The sequence below is a fragment of the Bradyrhizobium niftali genome (assembly GCF_004571025.1).
GTDB classification, from domain to species: Bacteria; Pseudomonadota; Alphaproteobacteria; order Rhizobiales; family Xanthobacteraceae; genus Bradyrhizobium; species Bradyrhizobium niftali.
Genome location: NZ_SPQT01000001.1, coordinates 350,757 through 365,862, shown reverse-complemented (window position 1 = coordinate 365,862; position 15,106 = coordinate 350,757). Strand labels below are relative to the sequence as shown.

Genomic DNA, 15,106 nt, shown 5'->3' with positions numbered 1-15,106 from the left:
CTAGTCCTCGTTCGCCTTGAAGCGCCCCATCCCCTTCAGCACGAATGGGGCCAGCAGCGCAACCAGCGCGATGCCGAGCAGCGTCGCCGAGATCGGGCTCTGGAGCAGCGTCATGGGATCGCCGAGGCTGATCGCGAGCGCCCTGCGCAACTGGCTCTCGGCGATCGGGCCGAGGATCAGGCCGACGACGACGGGCGCGATCGGAAAATCGAACCGCCGCATCAGGAAGCCGAGCACGCCGAAGCCGGCCAGCATCGACAATTCGACCACCGAGGGCTTTGCCGCGATGGTGCCCATGGTCGCGAAGACGAGAATGCCGGCATAGAGCCATGGCTGCGGGATCGCAAGCAGCCGCACCCACAGGCCGACCAGCGGCAGGTTGAGCACCAGCAGCATGCAGTTGGCGATGAAGAGACTTGCGATCAGGCCCCAGACGAGGTCGGGCCGCTCGGCGAACAGCAGCGGCCCCGGATTGAGGCCGTATTGCTGGAAGCCAGCGAGCATCATCGCGGCCGTCGCCGAGGTCGGCAATCCCAACGTCAAGAGCGGCACCAGCGTGCCGGCGGCCGAGGCGTTGTTGGCGGCCTCCGGTCCCGCGACGCCTTCGATCGCACCCTTGCCGAATTCTTCCGGGTACTTCGTCAGCCGTTTCTCGGTCGAATAGGACAGGAAAGTCGGGATCTCCGCGCCGCCCGCCGGCAGCGCGCCGATCGGGAAGCCGAACATCGTCCCGCGCAGCCACGGCTTCCACGACCGCTTCCAGTCTTCCTTCGTCATCCACAGCGAGCCGCGCACCGGCTCGAGCTTCTCCTCGGTGTGGTGGCGGCGCGATGCGACGTAGAGCGCCTCGCCGACTGCGAACAGACCGACCGCAAGCGTCGTCACCTCGACACCGTCGAGCAGCTCGGGGACGCCGAACGCGAGCCGCGCCTGGCCGGTCAGCTTGTCGATGCCGACGAGGCCGAGCGTCAGGCCGATGAACAGGCTGGTGAGGCCGCGGATGGGGGAATCGCCGAAGGTCGCCGACACCGTGACGAAGGCGACGCACATCAGCGCGAAATAGTCCTCGGGGCCGAAGCGCACGGCGAAATCGACCAGCCAGGGCGCGAGAAAGGCGAGCCCGATGGTGGCGATGGTGCCGGCGACGAAGGAGCCGATCGCGGAGGTCGCGAGCGCCGGCCCGCCGCGGCCGGCCTTGGCCATCTTGTTGCCTTCGAGCGCGGTCGCCATCGACGCGCTCTCGCCGGGCGTGTTGATCAGGATCGCGGTGGTCGACCCGCCATACATGCCGCCATAATAGATGCCGGCAAACATGATCAGCGAGCCGCCGGGATCGAGCTTGTAGGTGACAGGCAGCAGCAGCGCGACCGTCAGCGCCGGACCGATGCCGGGCAGCACGCCCACGGCCGTGCCGAGGAACACGCCGATCAAAGCATACAGCAGGTTCATCGGCTGGACGGCGACCGCCATGCCATGCGCCAGCGCGGCAAAGGTGTCCATCACAGCAGTCGCTCCAGGGGGCCGGCGGGAAGGCTCAGCGTCAACAGCCGGTCGAACGCGAGATAGATGAGGGTCGACATCACGAGCGCGATGACGGAATCGACGAGGACGGCCCGGCGTCCGAATGCCGCCGACGTCGTGACGAACAGCGCCGCCGTCGCCAGGATGAAGCCGCCGCCGAAGCCGATGATGGCGATGAGGAGCGCAAGGCCGGCGAGGATCAAGACCACAGGCACAGGATCGGCGCTCTCGCGCGCCGGCAGATTGCCGCGCAGCGCGTCGATGAGATTGCCGATCGCGAGCAGCGCAAGGCCGGTGGCGATCACGACCGGCATCGCCTCCGGCCCCATCCCGTACATTGCGGTGGATTGCAGGCCGCGCGCGTCCCAGACCAGCACCGCGGCAAGACCTGCGAGCAATGCGGCGATGACGATGCCGGCGCGATCGACGCGCCGCGGCGGCTGGGCCGGATCGCCTGAGGTCATGACTTGACCAGGCCGACCGATTTCAGCACGTCGGTGACGCGGACGGTTTCCTTCTTCAGGAAGTCGGCGAAGGCATCGCCGCCGAGATAGGCGTCCTCCCAGCCCTTCTGCTTGAGGATCTCCTTCCAGGCGTCCGACTTCACCATCTTCTCGACCGCATCGCTCAAGGTTTTGCGCTGCTCCGGCGTGATGCCGGGAGGCGCGACCACCGAACGCCAATTGGCGATCACGAGGTCGATGCCCTGCTCCTTGAAGGTCGGGATGTCGCTGCCTGCGATGCGCTTCTCCGAGGTCACGCCGATCGCGCGCAGCTTGCCGGACTTGATCTGCCCTTCATATTCGCTCATCCCCGAAATGCCCGCGGTGACCTTGCCGCCGAGGATCGCCGCCAGAGACTCGCCGCCGCCGGAGAACGGGATGTAGTTGATCTTCTTCGCATCGGCGCCGACGGCGCCGGCGAACAATGCCGCCATCACATGGTCGACGCCGCCGGCCGAACCGCCGGCGAAGGTCACCTTGGCGATATCGGCCTTGACCGCGGCGGCCAGATCCTGCGCCGTCTTGATCGGCGAATTCGCCGGCACCACGATCACCTGGATTTCCTCGGTGAGGCGCGCGATCGGCGTCACCTGCTCGAGCGTCACCGGCGACTTGTTCATGGCGAGCGCGCCGACCATGACGAAGCCGTTCACCATCAGCTGGTTGCCGTCGCCCTTGGCGCCGTTGACGAACTGCGCGATGCCGACGCTGCCGCCCGCGCCGGGAACGTTGGTGACCTGCACGCTGCGCGCGACGCCCGCGGCGACCAGCGCCTGCTGCATCGAGCGCGCGGTCTGGTCCCAGCCCCCGCCCGGGGCCGCCGGTGCCATCAGCTTGAGCTCGAGTTGCTGGGCGAGCACAGGCGTGGCTGCCGCAAGGGTCAGCGCGACGGCTGCGCCGACAAGGCGCGCGGGAAATTTAAACATGGGGGCATTCTCCAGGCTCGTGCGGACGTCGTTGATCGTTTGCCGCATTGTGTCGTTTGGTCGCATATCAGCCAAAACGGCCGATGCTGTCCAGCGACAGGCCCGGTTCCTTGTTAGCCAGACTTCGGCATCACCCCGCCGAGCGCGACGGTCAGCTCGCCGGCGACTTCGCGCACGATTTGGCCGATTTCCGGCAACCTGTCGTCGGTCAGACGACTGGTCATGCCGGAGACGGAGATCGCCGCCAGCGGCTCGGCGCAGTCGTTGTAGACGACTGCGGCAATACAGCGCAGGCCCATGCAGGCCTCTTCGTCATCGATCGCAAAGCCCTGTTTGCGGATCGTCGCGAGCTCCTTGAACAGGTCGCCCGGCCGCACGATCGACTTCTCGGTCAGGCGGGGCATGCCATGATGGCGGATGACCGCGCCGACGTCCTCGTCCGAATAAGTCGCGAGCACCGCCTTGCCGACGCCTGACGTCACCATGGCGACGCGGCCGCCGACCTGGGTCAGCGAGCGCATGATCTCGCGGCTCTCCATGCGGGTCAGCACGATGATGAACTCGTCGTCGACCACGGCGAGGTTGGCGGTCTCGCGGGTGAGATCGCGCAGCTTGCGCAAATAGGGAATCGCCTGCGTGGAGAAATTACGCCGCCGGGCAAAGCTCGCGCCGACCGTGAAGCTGCGCACGCCGACATGCCATTTGGACTCGGCGCGGTCGAACTGCACGAAGCGGCGGCTTTCCAGCGTCGCCAGCAGGCGGTGCACGGTCGAGGCCGACAGGCCGGTGCGCACGGCAAGGTCGCTGAGGCGATAGCCTTCGTCGTCCTCAGCCAGCGTCTCGAGGATCGACAGCGCGCGGTCGACGGACTGCACGCCGCCATCGCGCGCCTCGTGGTCGGCCTCCGATGGCGATCGAGGCTCGAGCGATTTGCGCCGGATCACGTTCTTGCTCATCGCGACCTGCATTCGTTCTTCTTCCCCTCTCCCCGCTTGCGGGGAGAGGGTCAGGGTGAGGGGGAGCCTCCGCAGGGACGGTAGCAGTCAGACTCGCGGAGAGGCCCCCTCACCCGGAATTTGCTGCGCAAATTCCGGCCTCTCCCCGCAAGCGGGGAGAGGCGAAGGTCGTCATACTCAGAGCAGCCCTGCCCCGCGCGCCCACTTGTACTTGGCGCCGAGCACCTCGACCGGCAGTTCGGTCGAATAGGCGTAGGCCGGGATACCGTTCTGGTAGAGATATTCGGCGGCTTCCTCGACCTCGACGTCGCCGGCGAGCGAGGCCACGATCGGCTTCACGAAGCCCTTGGCCTCCATCTCCTTCTTCACCTCGACCATGTTGCGGGCGAACACCATCGGCGGCGTGACGATGGTGTGCCAGTAGCCGAGGATCAGCGAATGGATGCGCTCGTCCGACAGGCCGAGCTTCACCGTGTTGACATAGGTGATCGGCGGCTCGCCCCCGGTGATATCCACAGGATTTCCGGCCGCTCCAAACGGCGGGATGAACTTGCGGAAGGCCGCGTCCAGATCCGGCGGCATCGACATCAGCGACAGGCCGTTGTCGACGCAGGAGTCCGACAGCAGCACGCCCGAGCCGCCCGCACCGGTGATGATCAGCACGTTCTCGCCCTTCGGCGTCGGCAGCACCGGCACGCCACGGGCGAATTCGAGCAGCTGCCGCAAGCTGCGGGCGCGGATCACGCCCGACTGCGCCAGCACGTCCTCGTAGATCTTGTCGTTGCCGGCGAGCGCGCCAGTGTGCGAGGACGCCGCCTTGGCGCCGGCCGAGGTGCGGCCGGCCTTGAGCACGACGACCGGCTTCTTCTTGGAGACGCGCTTGGCGGCTTCCGCGAAGGCGCGGCCGTCCTTGAGGTCCTCGCAGTGCTGCGCGATCAGGTTGGTGTTGGGGTCCTGCTCGAAGAAGGCCAGCAGATCGTCCTCGTCGATGTCGGACTTGTTGCCGAGGCCGACGATCGCCGAGACGCCCATCTTGGCCGATCGCGAGAAGCCGATGATGGCCATGCCGATGCCGCCCGACTGCGACGACAGCGCCGCGTGGCCCTTGACGTCATAGGCGGTGCAGAAGGTCGCGCAGAGATTGGCCGGCGTATAGTAGAAGCCGTAGATGTTCGGCCCCATCAGGCGGATGTCGTACTTCTTGCCGACCTCGACGATCTCGGCCTGCAGCTCCGGCGCGCCGGCCTCCGCAAAGCCCGACGGGATCAGCACCGCCCCCGGGATTTTCTTCTCGCCGCATTCGGTCAGCGCAGCCGCCACGAACTTCGCGGGAATCGCGAACACCGCGGTGTCGATCACGCCCGGCACGTCCTTGACGCTCTTGTAGGCCTTGTAGCCGAGGATCTCGGTGGCCTTGGGATGGATCGGATAGATGTCGCCCTTGTAGCCGCCGTTGATGAGGTTCTTCATCACGGAGTTGCCGATCTTGCCGTCCTCGGCGGAGGCGCCGACCACGGCGACCGCCTTCGGCTGCATGATGCGGCTCATGGCAGCGACGATCTCTTCGGTCGGGCGCGGCTTCGGCTTGGGCACATAGGCGAAGTCGACGACGATACGCACGTCGGCCGCAATCGCGCTCTTCGCCGTCGCGAACACGGGGTTGAGGTCGAGCTCGACGATCTCAGGGAAATCGGTGACGAGCTGCGAGACCTTGACGATGACGTCGGCCAGCGCCGTACGGTTGATCGGCTCGCCGCCGCGCACGCCCTTCAGGATCTCATGGGCCTGGATGCCGTCGAGCATCGACAGCGCGTCTTCCTTGGTCGCGGGCGCGAGACGGAAGGTGATGTCCTTCAACACTTCGACCAGCACGCCGCCGAGGCCGAAGGCGACCAGCTTTCCGAAAGATCCGTCGGTGATCGAGCCGACGATGACTTCGGTGCCGCCGGCCAGCATCTGCTGCACCTGGACGCCCTCGATCTTGGCGTCGGCCTTGTACTTCTTGGCGTTGGAGAGAATGGTCTCGTAGGCCTTCTCGGCATCCTCGGCCGTCTTGAGGCCGACGATGACGCCGCCGGCTTCGGTCTTGTGGAGAATGTCGGGCGAGACGATCTTCATCACGACCGGGAAGCCCATCGAGGCGGCCATCTTGCCGGCCTCACCCGCCGACCTTGCCACGCCCTCCTTCGGCACCGGAATGCCGTAGGCGTCGCAGACCAGCTTGCCTTCCGGCGCCGTCAGGCTGGTGCGGTTGTCCGCCTTGACCTGGTCGAGCACCTTGCGGACGGCATCTTTGGAATTGGACATGTGGCTTCTCCCTTGACCTAGTTCGTTCTTTGCAAAGCGCGCGCGTAATGCGGCTGCCCGTGATGCTTGCCATTCGCCGCGCTCTGTTCCATGCGGCGGGACGGAGTGGCATAAAGCCCGAGATTACTCCGCCGGCTTGGATCAAAAATGGCTGGCGATGGCATTTGGTATGCCAGGAGCCAATTTGTCAAGCTGCGGCACTGCCTGGAATGCCGCAAAAAATAGGCAGCTTGACATTCTGGCATGTGGTATGCCAAAAACTTTCCCGTTAATAATCCTGTAAAAGACGACTCCCACTGGAGGAGATTCGTCGTGTCACTGCGGAAACCAACCAAGGCGTTGCCGAACATGGCCGAGGCAGATATCGCAATCGTTCGTATTGCCCCGGAGAGCAGCTTCAAGAACAAGGCGTATGACGCCTTGAAGGAAGCCATCCTCAAGATGGACATCTACTCGACGCCCGAGCCGGTGATGCTCGACGAGCGCGCACTGTCCGAGCGCCTGGGTGTCAGCCGCACGCCGATCCGCGAAGCGATCGCGATGCTCGAGCAGGACGGTTTCGTGAAGACCGTTCCGCGCCGCGGCATCATGGTGGTGCGCCGGACCAAGAGCGAGATCGTCGACATGATCCGCGCCTGGGCGGCGCTGGAGAGCATGGCGGCCCGCCTCATCACCACCACCGCGCGCAAGAAGGACATCACGGCGCTGCGCGACTACTTCAAGGACTTCGGCAAGGACCGCCTGCCCGAGGATCACGTCGAGGAATATTCGCGCGCCAACATCGCCTTCCACCAGGCGCTGATCTCGCTGTCGGAATCCCCCGTGCTGGTCGATCTCACCAACGACCTGCTGCTGCACGTGCGTGGCTACCGGCAATTGACCATCGGACGCAAGGACCGCACCGCGACCTCGCTGCCCGAGCATCTCGGCATGATCGAAGCACTGGAAGCGCGCGACACCGAGCTCGCCGAGAAGCGCGCCCGCGACCACACCCTTGGCCTTGCCGCTTACGTCGAAGCGCACGGCCAGGAACTCTTTACCTAGCAACGTTCACCAGAAGGGCGAAACATTCGCCCCAGTATTGAGACCAGGGAGACAAGGCCCATGCTGAACACCGCGACCAAGTCCGAGGCACCGGGCACCGAGCAGGAATTGACGGATGGCTTCCATCTCGTCATCGACGCGCTCAAGCTGAACGGCATCAACACCATCTATAATGTGCCGGGCATCCCGATCACGGACTTGGGCCGCATGGCGCAGGCCGCCGGCATTCGCGTGATCTCCTTCCGCCACGAGCAGAACGCCGGCTATGCCGCGGGCATTGCCGGCTACCTCACCAAGAAGCCCGGCGTCTGCCTCACGGTCTCCGCGCCCGGCTTCCTCAACGGTCTCACCGCGCTCGCGCACGCGACCACCAACTGCTACCCGATGATCCTGGTCTCGGGCTCCTCGGAGCGCGAGATCGTCGACCTGCAGCAGGGCGACTACGAGGAAATGGACCAGCTCGCGATTGCCAAGCCCCTGTGCAAGGCGGCCTATCGCGTGCTGCACGCCCAGGACATCGGCATCGGTTTCGCCCGCGCCATCCGCGCCGCCGTCTCGGGCCGTCCGGGCGGCGTCTATCTCGACCTGCCGGCCAAGCTGTTCGGCCAGGTGATGAACGCCGAAGCCGGCCAGAAGTCGCTGGTCAAGGTGATCGACGCTGCGCCTGCGCAGATCCCCTCGCCTGGATCGGTGAAGCGCGCGCTCGACGTGCTCAAGAGCGCAAAGCGTCCGCTCATCATCCTCGGCAAGGGCGCGGCCTACGCGCAGGCCGACGAGGAGATCAAGAGCTTCGTCGAGAAGAGCGGCGTGCCGTTCCTGCCGATGAGCATGGCCAAGGGCCTCCTCCCCGATACGCATCCGCAATGCGCCGGCGCGGCCCGCTCGACGGTACTGAAAGAGTCCGACGTCGTCATGCTGATCGGCGCGCGGCTGAACTGGCTGCTCTCGCACGGCAAGGGCAAGAGCTGGGGCGAAGCGCCCAAGAAGTTCATCCAGGTCGACATCGAGCCGAGGGAAATGGACTCCAACGTCGAGATCGTCGCGCCCGTCGTCGGCGACATCGGCTCGGTCGTATCGGCCTTCAATCAGGCAATCAGCACGGGTTGGACCGCGCCGCCGGCCGAGTGGACCAAGGCCATCGTGTCCAAGCGTGACGAGAACGTCGCCAAGATGGCGCCGAAGCTCATGAACAACAAGTCGCCGATGGACTATCACGGCGCGCTCGGCGTGCTGAAGAACGTCATCAAGGACCATCCCGAGGCGATCCTCGTCAACGAGGGCGCCAACACGCTCGACCTCGCCCGCGGCGTCATCGACATGTACAAGCCGCGCAAGCGTCTCGACGTCGGCACCTGGGGCGTGATGGGCATCGGCATGGGCCAGGCGATCGCCGCCGCGCTCGAGACCGGCCATCCCGTGCTCGCGGTGGAAGGCGACTCGGCCTTCGGCTTCTCCGGCATGGAGATCGAGACCATCTGCCGCTACAACCTTCCGATCTGCGTCGTCATCTTCAACAATGACGGCATCTATCGCGGCACCGACGTCAACAGCGTCAACGCGGATCCCGCGACGACCGTGTTCGTCAAGGGCGCGCGCTACGACAAGATGATGGAAGCCTTCGGCGGCGTCGGCGTGAATGCCACCTCGCCCGACGAGCTCAAGCGCGCCGTCAACGAGGCGATGGCCTCGGGCAAGCCGACGCTCATCAACGCGGTGATCGATCCGGCCGCCGGCTCGGAGAGCGGCCGCATCGGCAACCTCAATCCGCAGAGCGTCTTGCAGAAGAAGAAGTAAGGCATGATCTGGAAAAGTGTGAAGCGGTTTTCCGGAAAGATCATGCCCAACCAAAAAGCTAAAGCGCGAAACGCGCTTTAGTCCTCCCCTTCAACCCATTACTCCCTGCGGGTGCAGGGGCAGACAGAGTATACGGAGCAATACGATGACCAAAGCGCTCACGGGCGTTCGCATTCTCGACTTCACCCACGTCCAGTCCGGACCGACCTGCACGCAGCTGCTCGCCTGGTTCGGCGCCGACGTGATCAAGGTTGAACGCCCGGGCGTGGGTGACATCACCCGCGGCCAGTTGCAGGACATCCCGAACGTGGACAGCCTGTATTTCACCATGCTGAACCACAACAAGCGGTCGATCACGCTCGACACCAAGAACCCCAAGGGCAAGGAAGTCCTCACCGAGCTGATCAAGAAGTGCGACGTGCTGGTCGAGAACTTCGGCCCCGGCGTGCTCGACCGCATGGGCTTCCCCTGGGAGAAGATCCAGGCGATCAACCCGAAGATGATCGTCGCCTCGATCAAGGGCTTTGGCCCCGGACCGTACGAGGATTGCAAGGTCTATGAGAACGTCGCGCAGTGCACCGGCGGCGCCGCCTCGACCACCGGCTTCCGCGATGGCCTCCCGCTCGTCACCGGCGCGCAGATCGGCGACAGCGGCACCGGCCTGCACCTGGCGCTCGGCATCGTCACCGCGCTCTATCAGCGCACGCATTCGGGCAAGGGCCAGCGCGTCACCGCCGCGATGCAGGACGGCGTGCTCAACCTCGCCCGCGTCAAGCTGCGCGACCAGCAGCGCCTCGCCCACGGCCCGCTCAAGGAATACAGCCAGTTCGGCGAAGGCATTCCGTTCGGCGATGCCGTGCCGCGCGCCGGCAACGACTCGGGCGGCGGCCAGCCCGGCCGCATCCTGAAGTGCAAGGGTTTTGAGACCGATCCCAACGCCTACATCTACTTCATCACCCAGGCGCCGGTCTGGGAGAAGATCTGCGACGTGATCGGCGAGCCGACCTGGAAGACCGATCCGAACTACGCCAAGCCGGCGGCCCGCCTGCCGCGGCTGAACGAGATCTTCGCCCGCATCGAGCAGTGGACGATGACCAAGACCAAGTTCGAGGCGATGGAAATCCTCAACAAGGACGACATCCCCTGCGGCCCGATCCTGTCGATGAAGGAGATCGCCGAGGACCAGTCGCTGCGCGCGACCGGCACCGTGGTCGAGGTCGACCACCCCACCCGCGGCAAGTACATCTCGGTCGGCAACCCGATCAAGCTGTCGGATTCCCCGAGCGAGGTCGAGCGCTCCCCGCTGCTCGGCGAGCACACCGACGAGATCCTGCGCTCCGTGCTCGGCTTCTCGGATCACCAGGTCGCCGACATCCACAAGTCCGGCGCGCTCGACCCGCCGCAGAAGCAGGCCGCGGAGTAAGCGGTTCGACCAGAGACACGAAAGGCCGCCGGTTTCGGCGGCCTTTTTGTTGGCGGCGAGAGGGACTGCATCCCGCCATCGGCACGCTTGCTGCGATGAACCGGCCGACGCCAAATTAAGGACGGGTCCGGAGGGAACCGATGCAGTCGTCGGCCGTTATTCTTTCGCCGGCGCGCTCCCGGAAATGCGAGCGAGCCGCTTCCACAGCGAGTGACCGAGCGCCTCGCAGAATACCTGCCCAACGCTGAAGAATTGTCCTCCTCGTTCCGGGGATGACAAGTCGACCCATCTCAGCTTGCGAGCGGGAGGCGTCGCGCCCGGCACTTGCCAGGACCACGCCCGTTGATCAAACCGAGGTCGATATGTTGAGACATCAATCCTCTGATCGCGCCAAGCGTGAAGCCAACAAGGCGTTCAAGCCTGCCGACACGCACAAGCCGATGAACGACTATGCGAAGGACCAGCACTCCTTCCACGAGAACCGTGAGCGGCTGAAGGCGGAGCGGTTGGCCCGCGAAGCCAAGCCCCGCGAGGCCAAGCCGAGTGGTCGCTCCGAATAGGGAGCGGCATGAAGGGGCGCCTCACGATCGGCGCCCGCGCCTGGCCTATCGCATCGGCCTATAGCATCGAGAGAACGACGATCCCGTCTTCAAGTTCGCCGGAAGCCAGCCGTATCCGCGCGATACGCTCGAACTCCGTCCGGTATTTCTGGAGATAGCTGAAGGCCTGCTTCTGCGTCTGAAACGTGGTGGCAAGCCGGCACATCTGTCGACCCGCGCCAAGCGCGAGAAAAAAGGTGATGGTGCCGCCTTTATCCGGCTTGATCCTAGGCACGACCCGCACTCTTTGGCATGTGACCGGCCCTCCTGGAGTGATCGTCGGCGCTATCGAACCCGACTAGAGCCTTTCCCATTCCGATGAAATCGGAACGGAGCTCTAGATTCTTGTTTTGACGCGTTTTCCTGCCGCGAACCGGTATCCACTTCGCTCGAAAATGCTCTAGCGCGGCGATTTCCGCGCGCGCTTCTTCGGCACAGGCGCCGGCAACGACGCGCGAATATCTGCGTCGGCCGCTTCCTTGGCCTCCCGCAACTCGCGTAGCCGCGCCATGTTCTTGCGGAGTTCGGCAGACTGCCGTTCGGCATCCGCCATCGCGCGTGCGCCTTCTTCAGCCGCCAGACGTTGGCGGTTGGAACGCGCGATACCTGCGGGCGAAGGTTCTGCCGATTTCCTGGCGCTCATCTTCCACCCTGCTTGGCAACGGACAAAACCCGCTCAATCCAGGGATCGAGCGGGTCGCACGGCCGTTTCAGTACATCCGTGAAACGGCACTGGAGAGCTTAGGCCAGCGAGAGATTCTCAGCGCTGACTTTGCCCCGCATCTTGTCGGTCTTGGCCTCGAAGTTGACCTTTTGGCCCTCGGCGAGACCCGAAAGCCCGGCCCGTTCGACCGCGCTGACGTGAACGAACACGTCGTTGCCACCGTCGTCTGGCTGAATGAATCCAAAGCCCTTCTGGCCGTTAAACCACTTCACTGTTCCTGTCGGCATTCTTCTTCTCCAAAGCGCGCATGCGCGTAGCCCGCGTGACGCTCACGCAGAATCGATTCAATTCGTCGATGTCTCTGGAAAAAGGAGCCCGCGGGCGCATTCAACAAGGCACAGCGGCTGAACGAATGGCGACAAGGTATACCCCATCACGGTCGGTTACAAGGCTTGGACCGGATTTAATTGGGCGCCGGCTTCGGCGGAGTGTTTGAGGCTTGCGACACTTTCGGCGAACAACGTATCTTAGTGGACATACAGTCTACGGATTTGTGGGTATGGTTGCTCGTCACCGCCCGGCCCGTGGCTTTTACCGGTGATGAGAACGCCAGTTGCGCTCCCGCCCCATCCGAACAAGGGGAGCATTGCTATGGAACGGCGTCGCTTCAAACAGAGTCAAACTCTCAAACAGCGGCTCATCAATGAGGTCGGCCGTCTGCGCGACGAGGCCCGCTTACTCCCTCCCGGCCGGCGCCGCGAGATGCTGCTGCGAAGGGTGCGGCAGGACGAGACGGCCATCCAGATCGACGCGTGGCTCAGCTCTCCGGGCCTGAGGGCGCCGACGTAACACAACAATATCGAGTCGATTTCGCGGGACAGAGCGGCGTGATCAATCCGCCACGGCGACCGCGCGTCGGATAGCCTCGATTTTTAGCTGCGCCCTCAGCGATCTCCGCTCCCAAGCTGCTCGCGAAAAAACTGCACAACGACCGTATTGAATTCGCGATGGAAGGCAACCCGGTCGAAACCCACCGGCACGTCGGTGCAGATGCGCGGCACGGCCGCCGCAAGCTCGGCCGAGCAAGGCGCGAGGAAGGCGAAGTGGCCGGCCGGCACGACATGAATCTCGGGCTTGCCCGGCAATCCCTCCGCAACGCGCTCCGTGCCTGAACCATCGCCGACGCCGGGCCCGCCGAACTGCGATCGCCAGAACTGGAACGGCACCTTGACGGCGGCGAGGTTCTCGCGCGTCAGGACGCCTGGCGCGGGATCAACGATGACGGCTGTGCGGATGCGCGCATCCTGTATCGGGTCAGGCGGCGTCTCACCCTTGTGAAGCTGTGCGCAAGCGCCGGTCGTCTCCTTGCAGAAACTGGCCACCCTCGCGAAATCCGGCCTGGTCCCCATCAGCACGAGGCCGGTAGCTCCTCCGAGCGAGAAGCCGAAGAAGCCGACCTTGGCGGGATCGATCACCGCCCTGTCCTTCCAGGTGTTCAACACGAAATCGAGCAAACGAACGATGTCCGCCGGGCGCGATCCCCAGACCGACAAGGTGTCGCGCCGCGACGAGTCGCTGACGGAATCGCCTGGATGATTGATGGAAGCGACGACGAAGCCGGCATCGGCCAGCGCCTCCGCTGTGTCATGGTGCTGGCCGAACCAGCCGCCTCTCCCGTGCGAAAAGACGACCAGCGGCAGCTTTGCGCCGGCGACGAGACAATCCTTCGTGCCCTTCAGGTCGAAATCGACACCGGCCGAAAGACTGCCAAGCGCGACATGCGTCGGCTCCGCCGCGCAGGGATACCAGATCGCGCCTGACAGTGCGGGGTCGGATTGGAGAAGCTGAATGCCTGCAGCCTTCGCAGGCGAGCCGAGGCAACAGAGCGTGACAGCGAAAGCCCAAAGCGTGCCGCGCAACGGAAGTCCCCCCTGATCCCGGCCGCAAGCTGACCGGAGAACGGCAGCAAATTTGTGGCTTCAACTCGCTAAGGGTGAACGACTTGCTCCCGGCGCTGGCGTCAAGGCAAAGTGCTGCAAAACAGGGAGGTCAGCATGTCTCTGCTCGGCAAGGCAGCCGTCGCGATGTGGTGGAATATCCGTCCCGAGCGGCGCGCTGAATTCGGCGACTGGCATTCGCACGAACATTTTCCGGAACGGATCAGCATTCCCGGCTTCCGGAGAGGATCGCGCTGGACCAGCACGACGGACGCCGAAGGCTTCTTTGTGCTCTACGAGCTGGAGCAGTACGAAGTGCTGACGTCGCGCGGATATCTGGACCGCCTCAACGCACCGACGCCGTGGTCGACCAGGATGATGCCGCATCATCTCGGCATGGTGCGCAGCCAATGCCGTGTCGCCGCGAGCTTCGGCGGCGGCGTCGCGACCTCGCTCGCGACCATCCGGCTTTCGCCGCGGGCCGGACAGGAGGCGCAGCTGCAGGCACACCTCTCGGAGGCGCTCGGCGCAATGGCACAGAAGGCAGGGCTGACAGGCGCCCACCTCCTCCTGACCGACACGCCCAGGACGAGCTCACCCACGACCGAACAGAGGATCCGCGGCTGGGACGGCGCCGCCGACTGGATCGTGCTGCTGTCAGGCTATGATGCCGATGTGGTCGAGCGTGCAGTGGCCGAACAGCTCTCGCCGTCAGCGCTGCATGCCGCGGGCGCGCAGGACAATCCGACGACCGGCCGCTACCGGCTCGCGTTCACGATGACGCCGCAGGACGTCGCCGCGACATAGGCGAACGCCCCGTCAGCCGCCCAACCCGTTCCTGGCCGCGCGAAGAATATCGTCCGACAGCTTGGGATCGTTCACGGCCCGGGCGAGCACGAGCGCCCCGACCAGGGAGGATAAGGTCGCGAGCGCCTGGTCATCGCGCCGCTTCAGCTTCGTCTCTTTATCCATCCGGCTGCTCAGCCATCCGACCATGCCCTTCACCCCGGCCGTAAAGCGCTCGCGTGCGCCTTTGCTCTGCTGTCGCATCTCGCAACACAAGGCTGCAAAGGGGCAGCCGCTTCCCGGGTCGTCGCGGTGCTCCGCCGAGAGATATTCGGAAACATAGTCATCGACAGTCGCGTCTTCGCGCAGCTCCCGCCCTTTGGCCGCAATCGCGTCGGCGACCGCCTCCTCGACCAGCCGCTCCTTTGAGCCGAACTGGCTGTAGAGGCTGCCGTGGGTCATCCCGGCGGCTTCGGTCAGCGCATCCACGCCGACCCCTGAGATGCCGCGTTCCCGCATCAGGCGGGATGCGGCCTTGAGAATGCGATCGCGGTTCTCGGCCGCTTTTTCCTTCGAGATGCGCATGTTGCAGACCTTTGGCCCGTGGAAAACCGGGGAGCCTTGACAATTATAATTACGATCGTCA

Annotated in this window: 16 protein-coding genes; 6 read left to right on the top strand and 10 right to left on the bottom strand. The window is 64.8% G+C overall.

Features of this window, described 5'->3' with window-relative positions; all coding sequences use genetic code 11:
* The 5 genes from E4K65_RS01610 to E4K65_RS01590 all read right to left on the bottom strand — a co-directional run bounded on the left by E4K65_RS01610 (window position 1) and on the right by E4K65_RS01590 (window position 6,213).
* A complete protein-coding gene (locus tag E4K65_RS01610; RefSeq protein WP_135172609.1) occupies window positions 1-1,500 on the bottom strand; it encodes a tripartite tricarboxylate transporter permease in 1,500 nt (499 codons plus the stop codon).
* Window positions 1,500-1,985: a tripartite tricarboxylate transporter TctB family protein gene (locus E4K65_RS01605; protein ID WP_135172608.1), complete on the bottom strand. Its 486-nt coding sequence runs from the start codon at window positions 1,983-1,985 to the stop codon at window positions 1,500-1,502. Before E4K65_RS01605 ends, E4K65_RS01610 begins: the two co-directional genes overlap by 1 nt.
* Window positions 1,982-2,950: a Bug family tripartite tricarboxylate transporter substrate binding protein gene (locus E4K65_RS01600; RefSeq protein WP_167770438.1), complete on the bottom strand. Its 969-nt coding sequence runs from the start codon at window positions 2,948-2,950 to the stop codon at window positions 1,982-1,984. Before E4K65_RS01600 ends, E4K65_RS01605 begins: the two co-directional genes overlap by 4 nt.
* A 113-nt stretch (window positions 2,951-3,063) precedes the next feature.
* Window positions 3,064-3,906 carry an IclR family transcriptional regulator gene (locus tag E4K65_RS01595; protein ID WP_027546327.1) on the bottom strand — a complete coding sequence of 281 codons (843 nt, stop codon included), beginning with the start codon at window positions 3,904-3,906 and terminating at the stop codon, window positions 3,064-3,066.
* Between the two features lie 177 nt (window positions 3,907-4,083).
* A complete protein-coding gene (locus tag E4K65_RS01590) occupies window positions 4,084-6,213 on the bottom strand; it encodes an acetate--CoA ligase family protein (protein ID WP_135172606.1) in 2,130 nt (709 codons plus the stop codon).
* Between the two features lie 348 nt (window positions 6,214-6,561).
* On the opposite strand from E4K65_RS01590, the gene E4K65_RS01585 reads away from it, so the two are divergent.
* The 4 genes from E4K65_RS01585 to E4K65_RS01570 all read left to right on the top strand — a co-directional run bounded on the left by E4K65_RS01585 (window position 6,562) and on the right by E4K65_RS01570 (window position 11,034).
* A complete protein-coding gene (locus E4K65_RS01585; protein ID WP_166819518.1) occupies window positions 6,562-7,257 on the top strand; it encodes a GntR family transcriptional regulator in 696 nt (231 codons plus the stop codon).
* A gap of 60 nt (window positions 7,258-7,317) precedes the next feature.
* On the top strand, window positions 7,318-9,051 hold the full coding sequence (oxc, locus tag E4K65_RS01580) for an oxalyl-CoA decarboxylase (RefSeq protein ID WP_135172604.1): 1,734 nt from the start codon (window positions 7,318-7,320) through the stop codon (window positions 9,049-9,051).
* A gap of 145 nt (window positions 9,052-9,196) precedes the next feature.
* Window positions 9,197-10,474: a formyl-CoA transferase gene (frc, locus tag E4K65_RS01575; RefSeq protein ID WP_135172603.1), complete on the top strand. Its 1,278-nt coding sequence runs from the start codon at window positions 9,197-9,199 to the stop codon at window positions 10,472-10,474.
* Between the two features lie 362 nt (window positions 10,475-10,836).
* Entirely contained in the window at window positions 10,837-11,034 is a 198-nt protein-coding gene (locus E4K65_RS01570) for a hypothetical protein (protein WP_135172602.1), read from the top strand.
* A 58-nt stretch (window positions 11,035-11,092) separates the two neighbouring features.
* On the opposite strand, the gene E4K65_RS01565 is transcribed toward E4K65_RS01570, so the two are convergent.
* The 3 genes from E4K65_RS01565 to E4K65_RS01555 all read right to left on the bottom strand — a co-directional run bounded on the left by E4K65_RS01565 (window position 11,093) and on the right by E4K65_RS01555 (window position 12,024).
* Window positions 11,093-11,317, bottom strand: coding sequence for a hypothetical protein (locus E4K65_RS01565; protein ID WP_027546333.1), 225 nt, complete (start codon window positions 11,315-11,317; stop codon window positions 11,093-11,095).
* 156 nt (window positions 11,318-11,473) lie between these two features.
* The gene (locus E4K65_RS01560; RefSeq protein WP_027546334.1) at window positions 11,474-11,716 is read right to left on the bottom strand and encodes a hypothetical protein; all 243 of its coding nucleotides are present in this window, start codon (window positions 11,714-11,716) and stop codon (window positions 11,474-11,476) included.
* Window positions 11,717-11,814: 98 nt separating this feature from the next.
* Window positions 11,815-12,024, bottom strand: a complete 210-nt coding sequence (locus tag E4K65_RS01555) for a cold-shock protein (protein WP_011085938.1) — start codon at window positions 12,022-12,024, stop codon at window positions 11,815-11,817.
* A gap of 364 nt (window positions 12,025-12,388) precedes the next feature.
* On the opposite strand from E4K65_RS01555, the gene E4K65_RS01550 reads away from it, so the two are divergent.
* Window positions 12,389-12,586 (top strand): hypothetical protein, encoded by a 198-nt coding sequence (locus tag E4K65_RS01550; RefSeq protein WP_027546335.1) that lies wholly within the window; start codon window positions 12,389-12,391, stop codon window positions 12,584-12,586.
* A 95-nt stretch (window positions 12,587-12,681) separates the two neighbouring features.
* Here E4K65_RS01550 and E4K65_RS01545 read toward each other — a convergent pair whose 3' ends face one another.
* Window positions 12,682-13,656, bottom strand: a complete 975-nt coding sequence (locus E4K65_RS01545) for an alpha/beta hydrolase family protein (protein WP_135172601.1) — start codon at window positions 13,654-13,656, stop codon at window positions 12,682-12,684.
* Window positions 13,657-13,791: 135 nt separating this feature from the next.
* Here E4K65_RS01545 and E4K65_RS01540 point away from each other — a divergent pair, with 135 nt between their 5' ends.
* On the top strand, window positions 13,792-14,481 hold the full coding sequence (locus tag E4K65_RS01540) for a hypothetical protein (RefSeq protein WP_135172600.1): 690 nt from the start codon (window positions 13,792-13,794) through the stop codon (window positions 14,479-14,481).
* A gap of 12 nt (window positions 14,482-14,493) precedes the next feature.
* Here E4K65_RS01540 and E4K65_RS01535 read toward each other — a convergent pair whose 3' ends face one another.
* Window positions 14,494-15,045, bottom strand: coding sequence for a TetR/AcrR family transcriptional regulator (locus E4K65_RS01535; RefSeq protein WP_135172599.1), 552 nt, complete (start codon window positions 15,043-15,045; stop codon window positions 14,494-14,496).
* Between the last annotated feature and the right edge of the window lie 61 nt (window positions 15,046-15,106).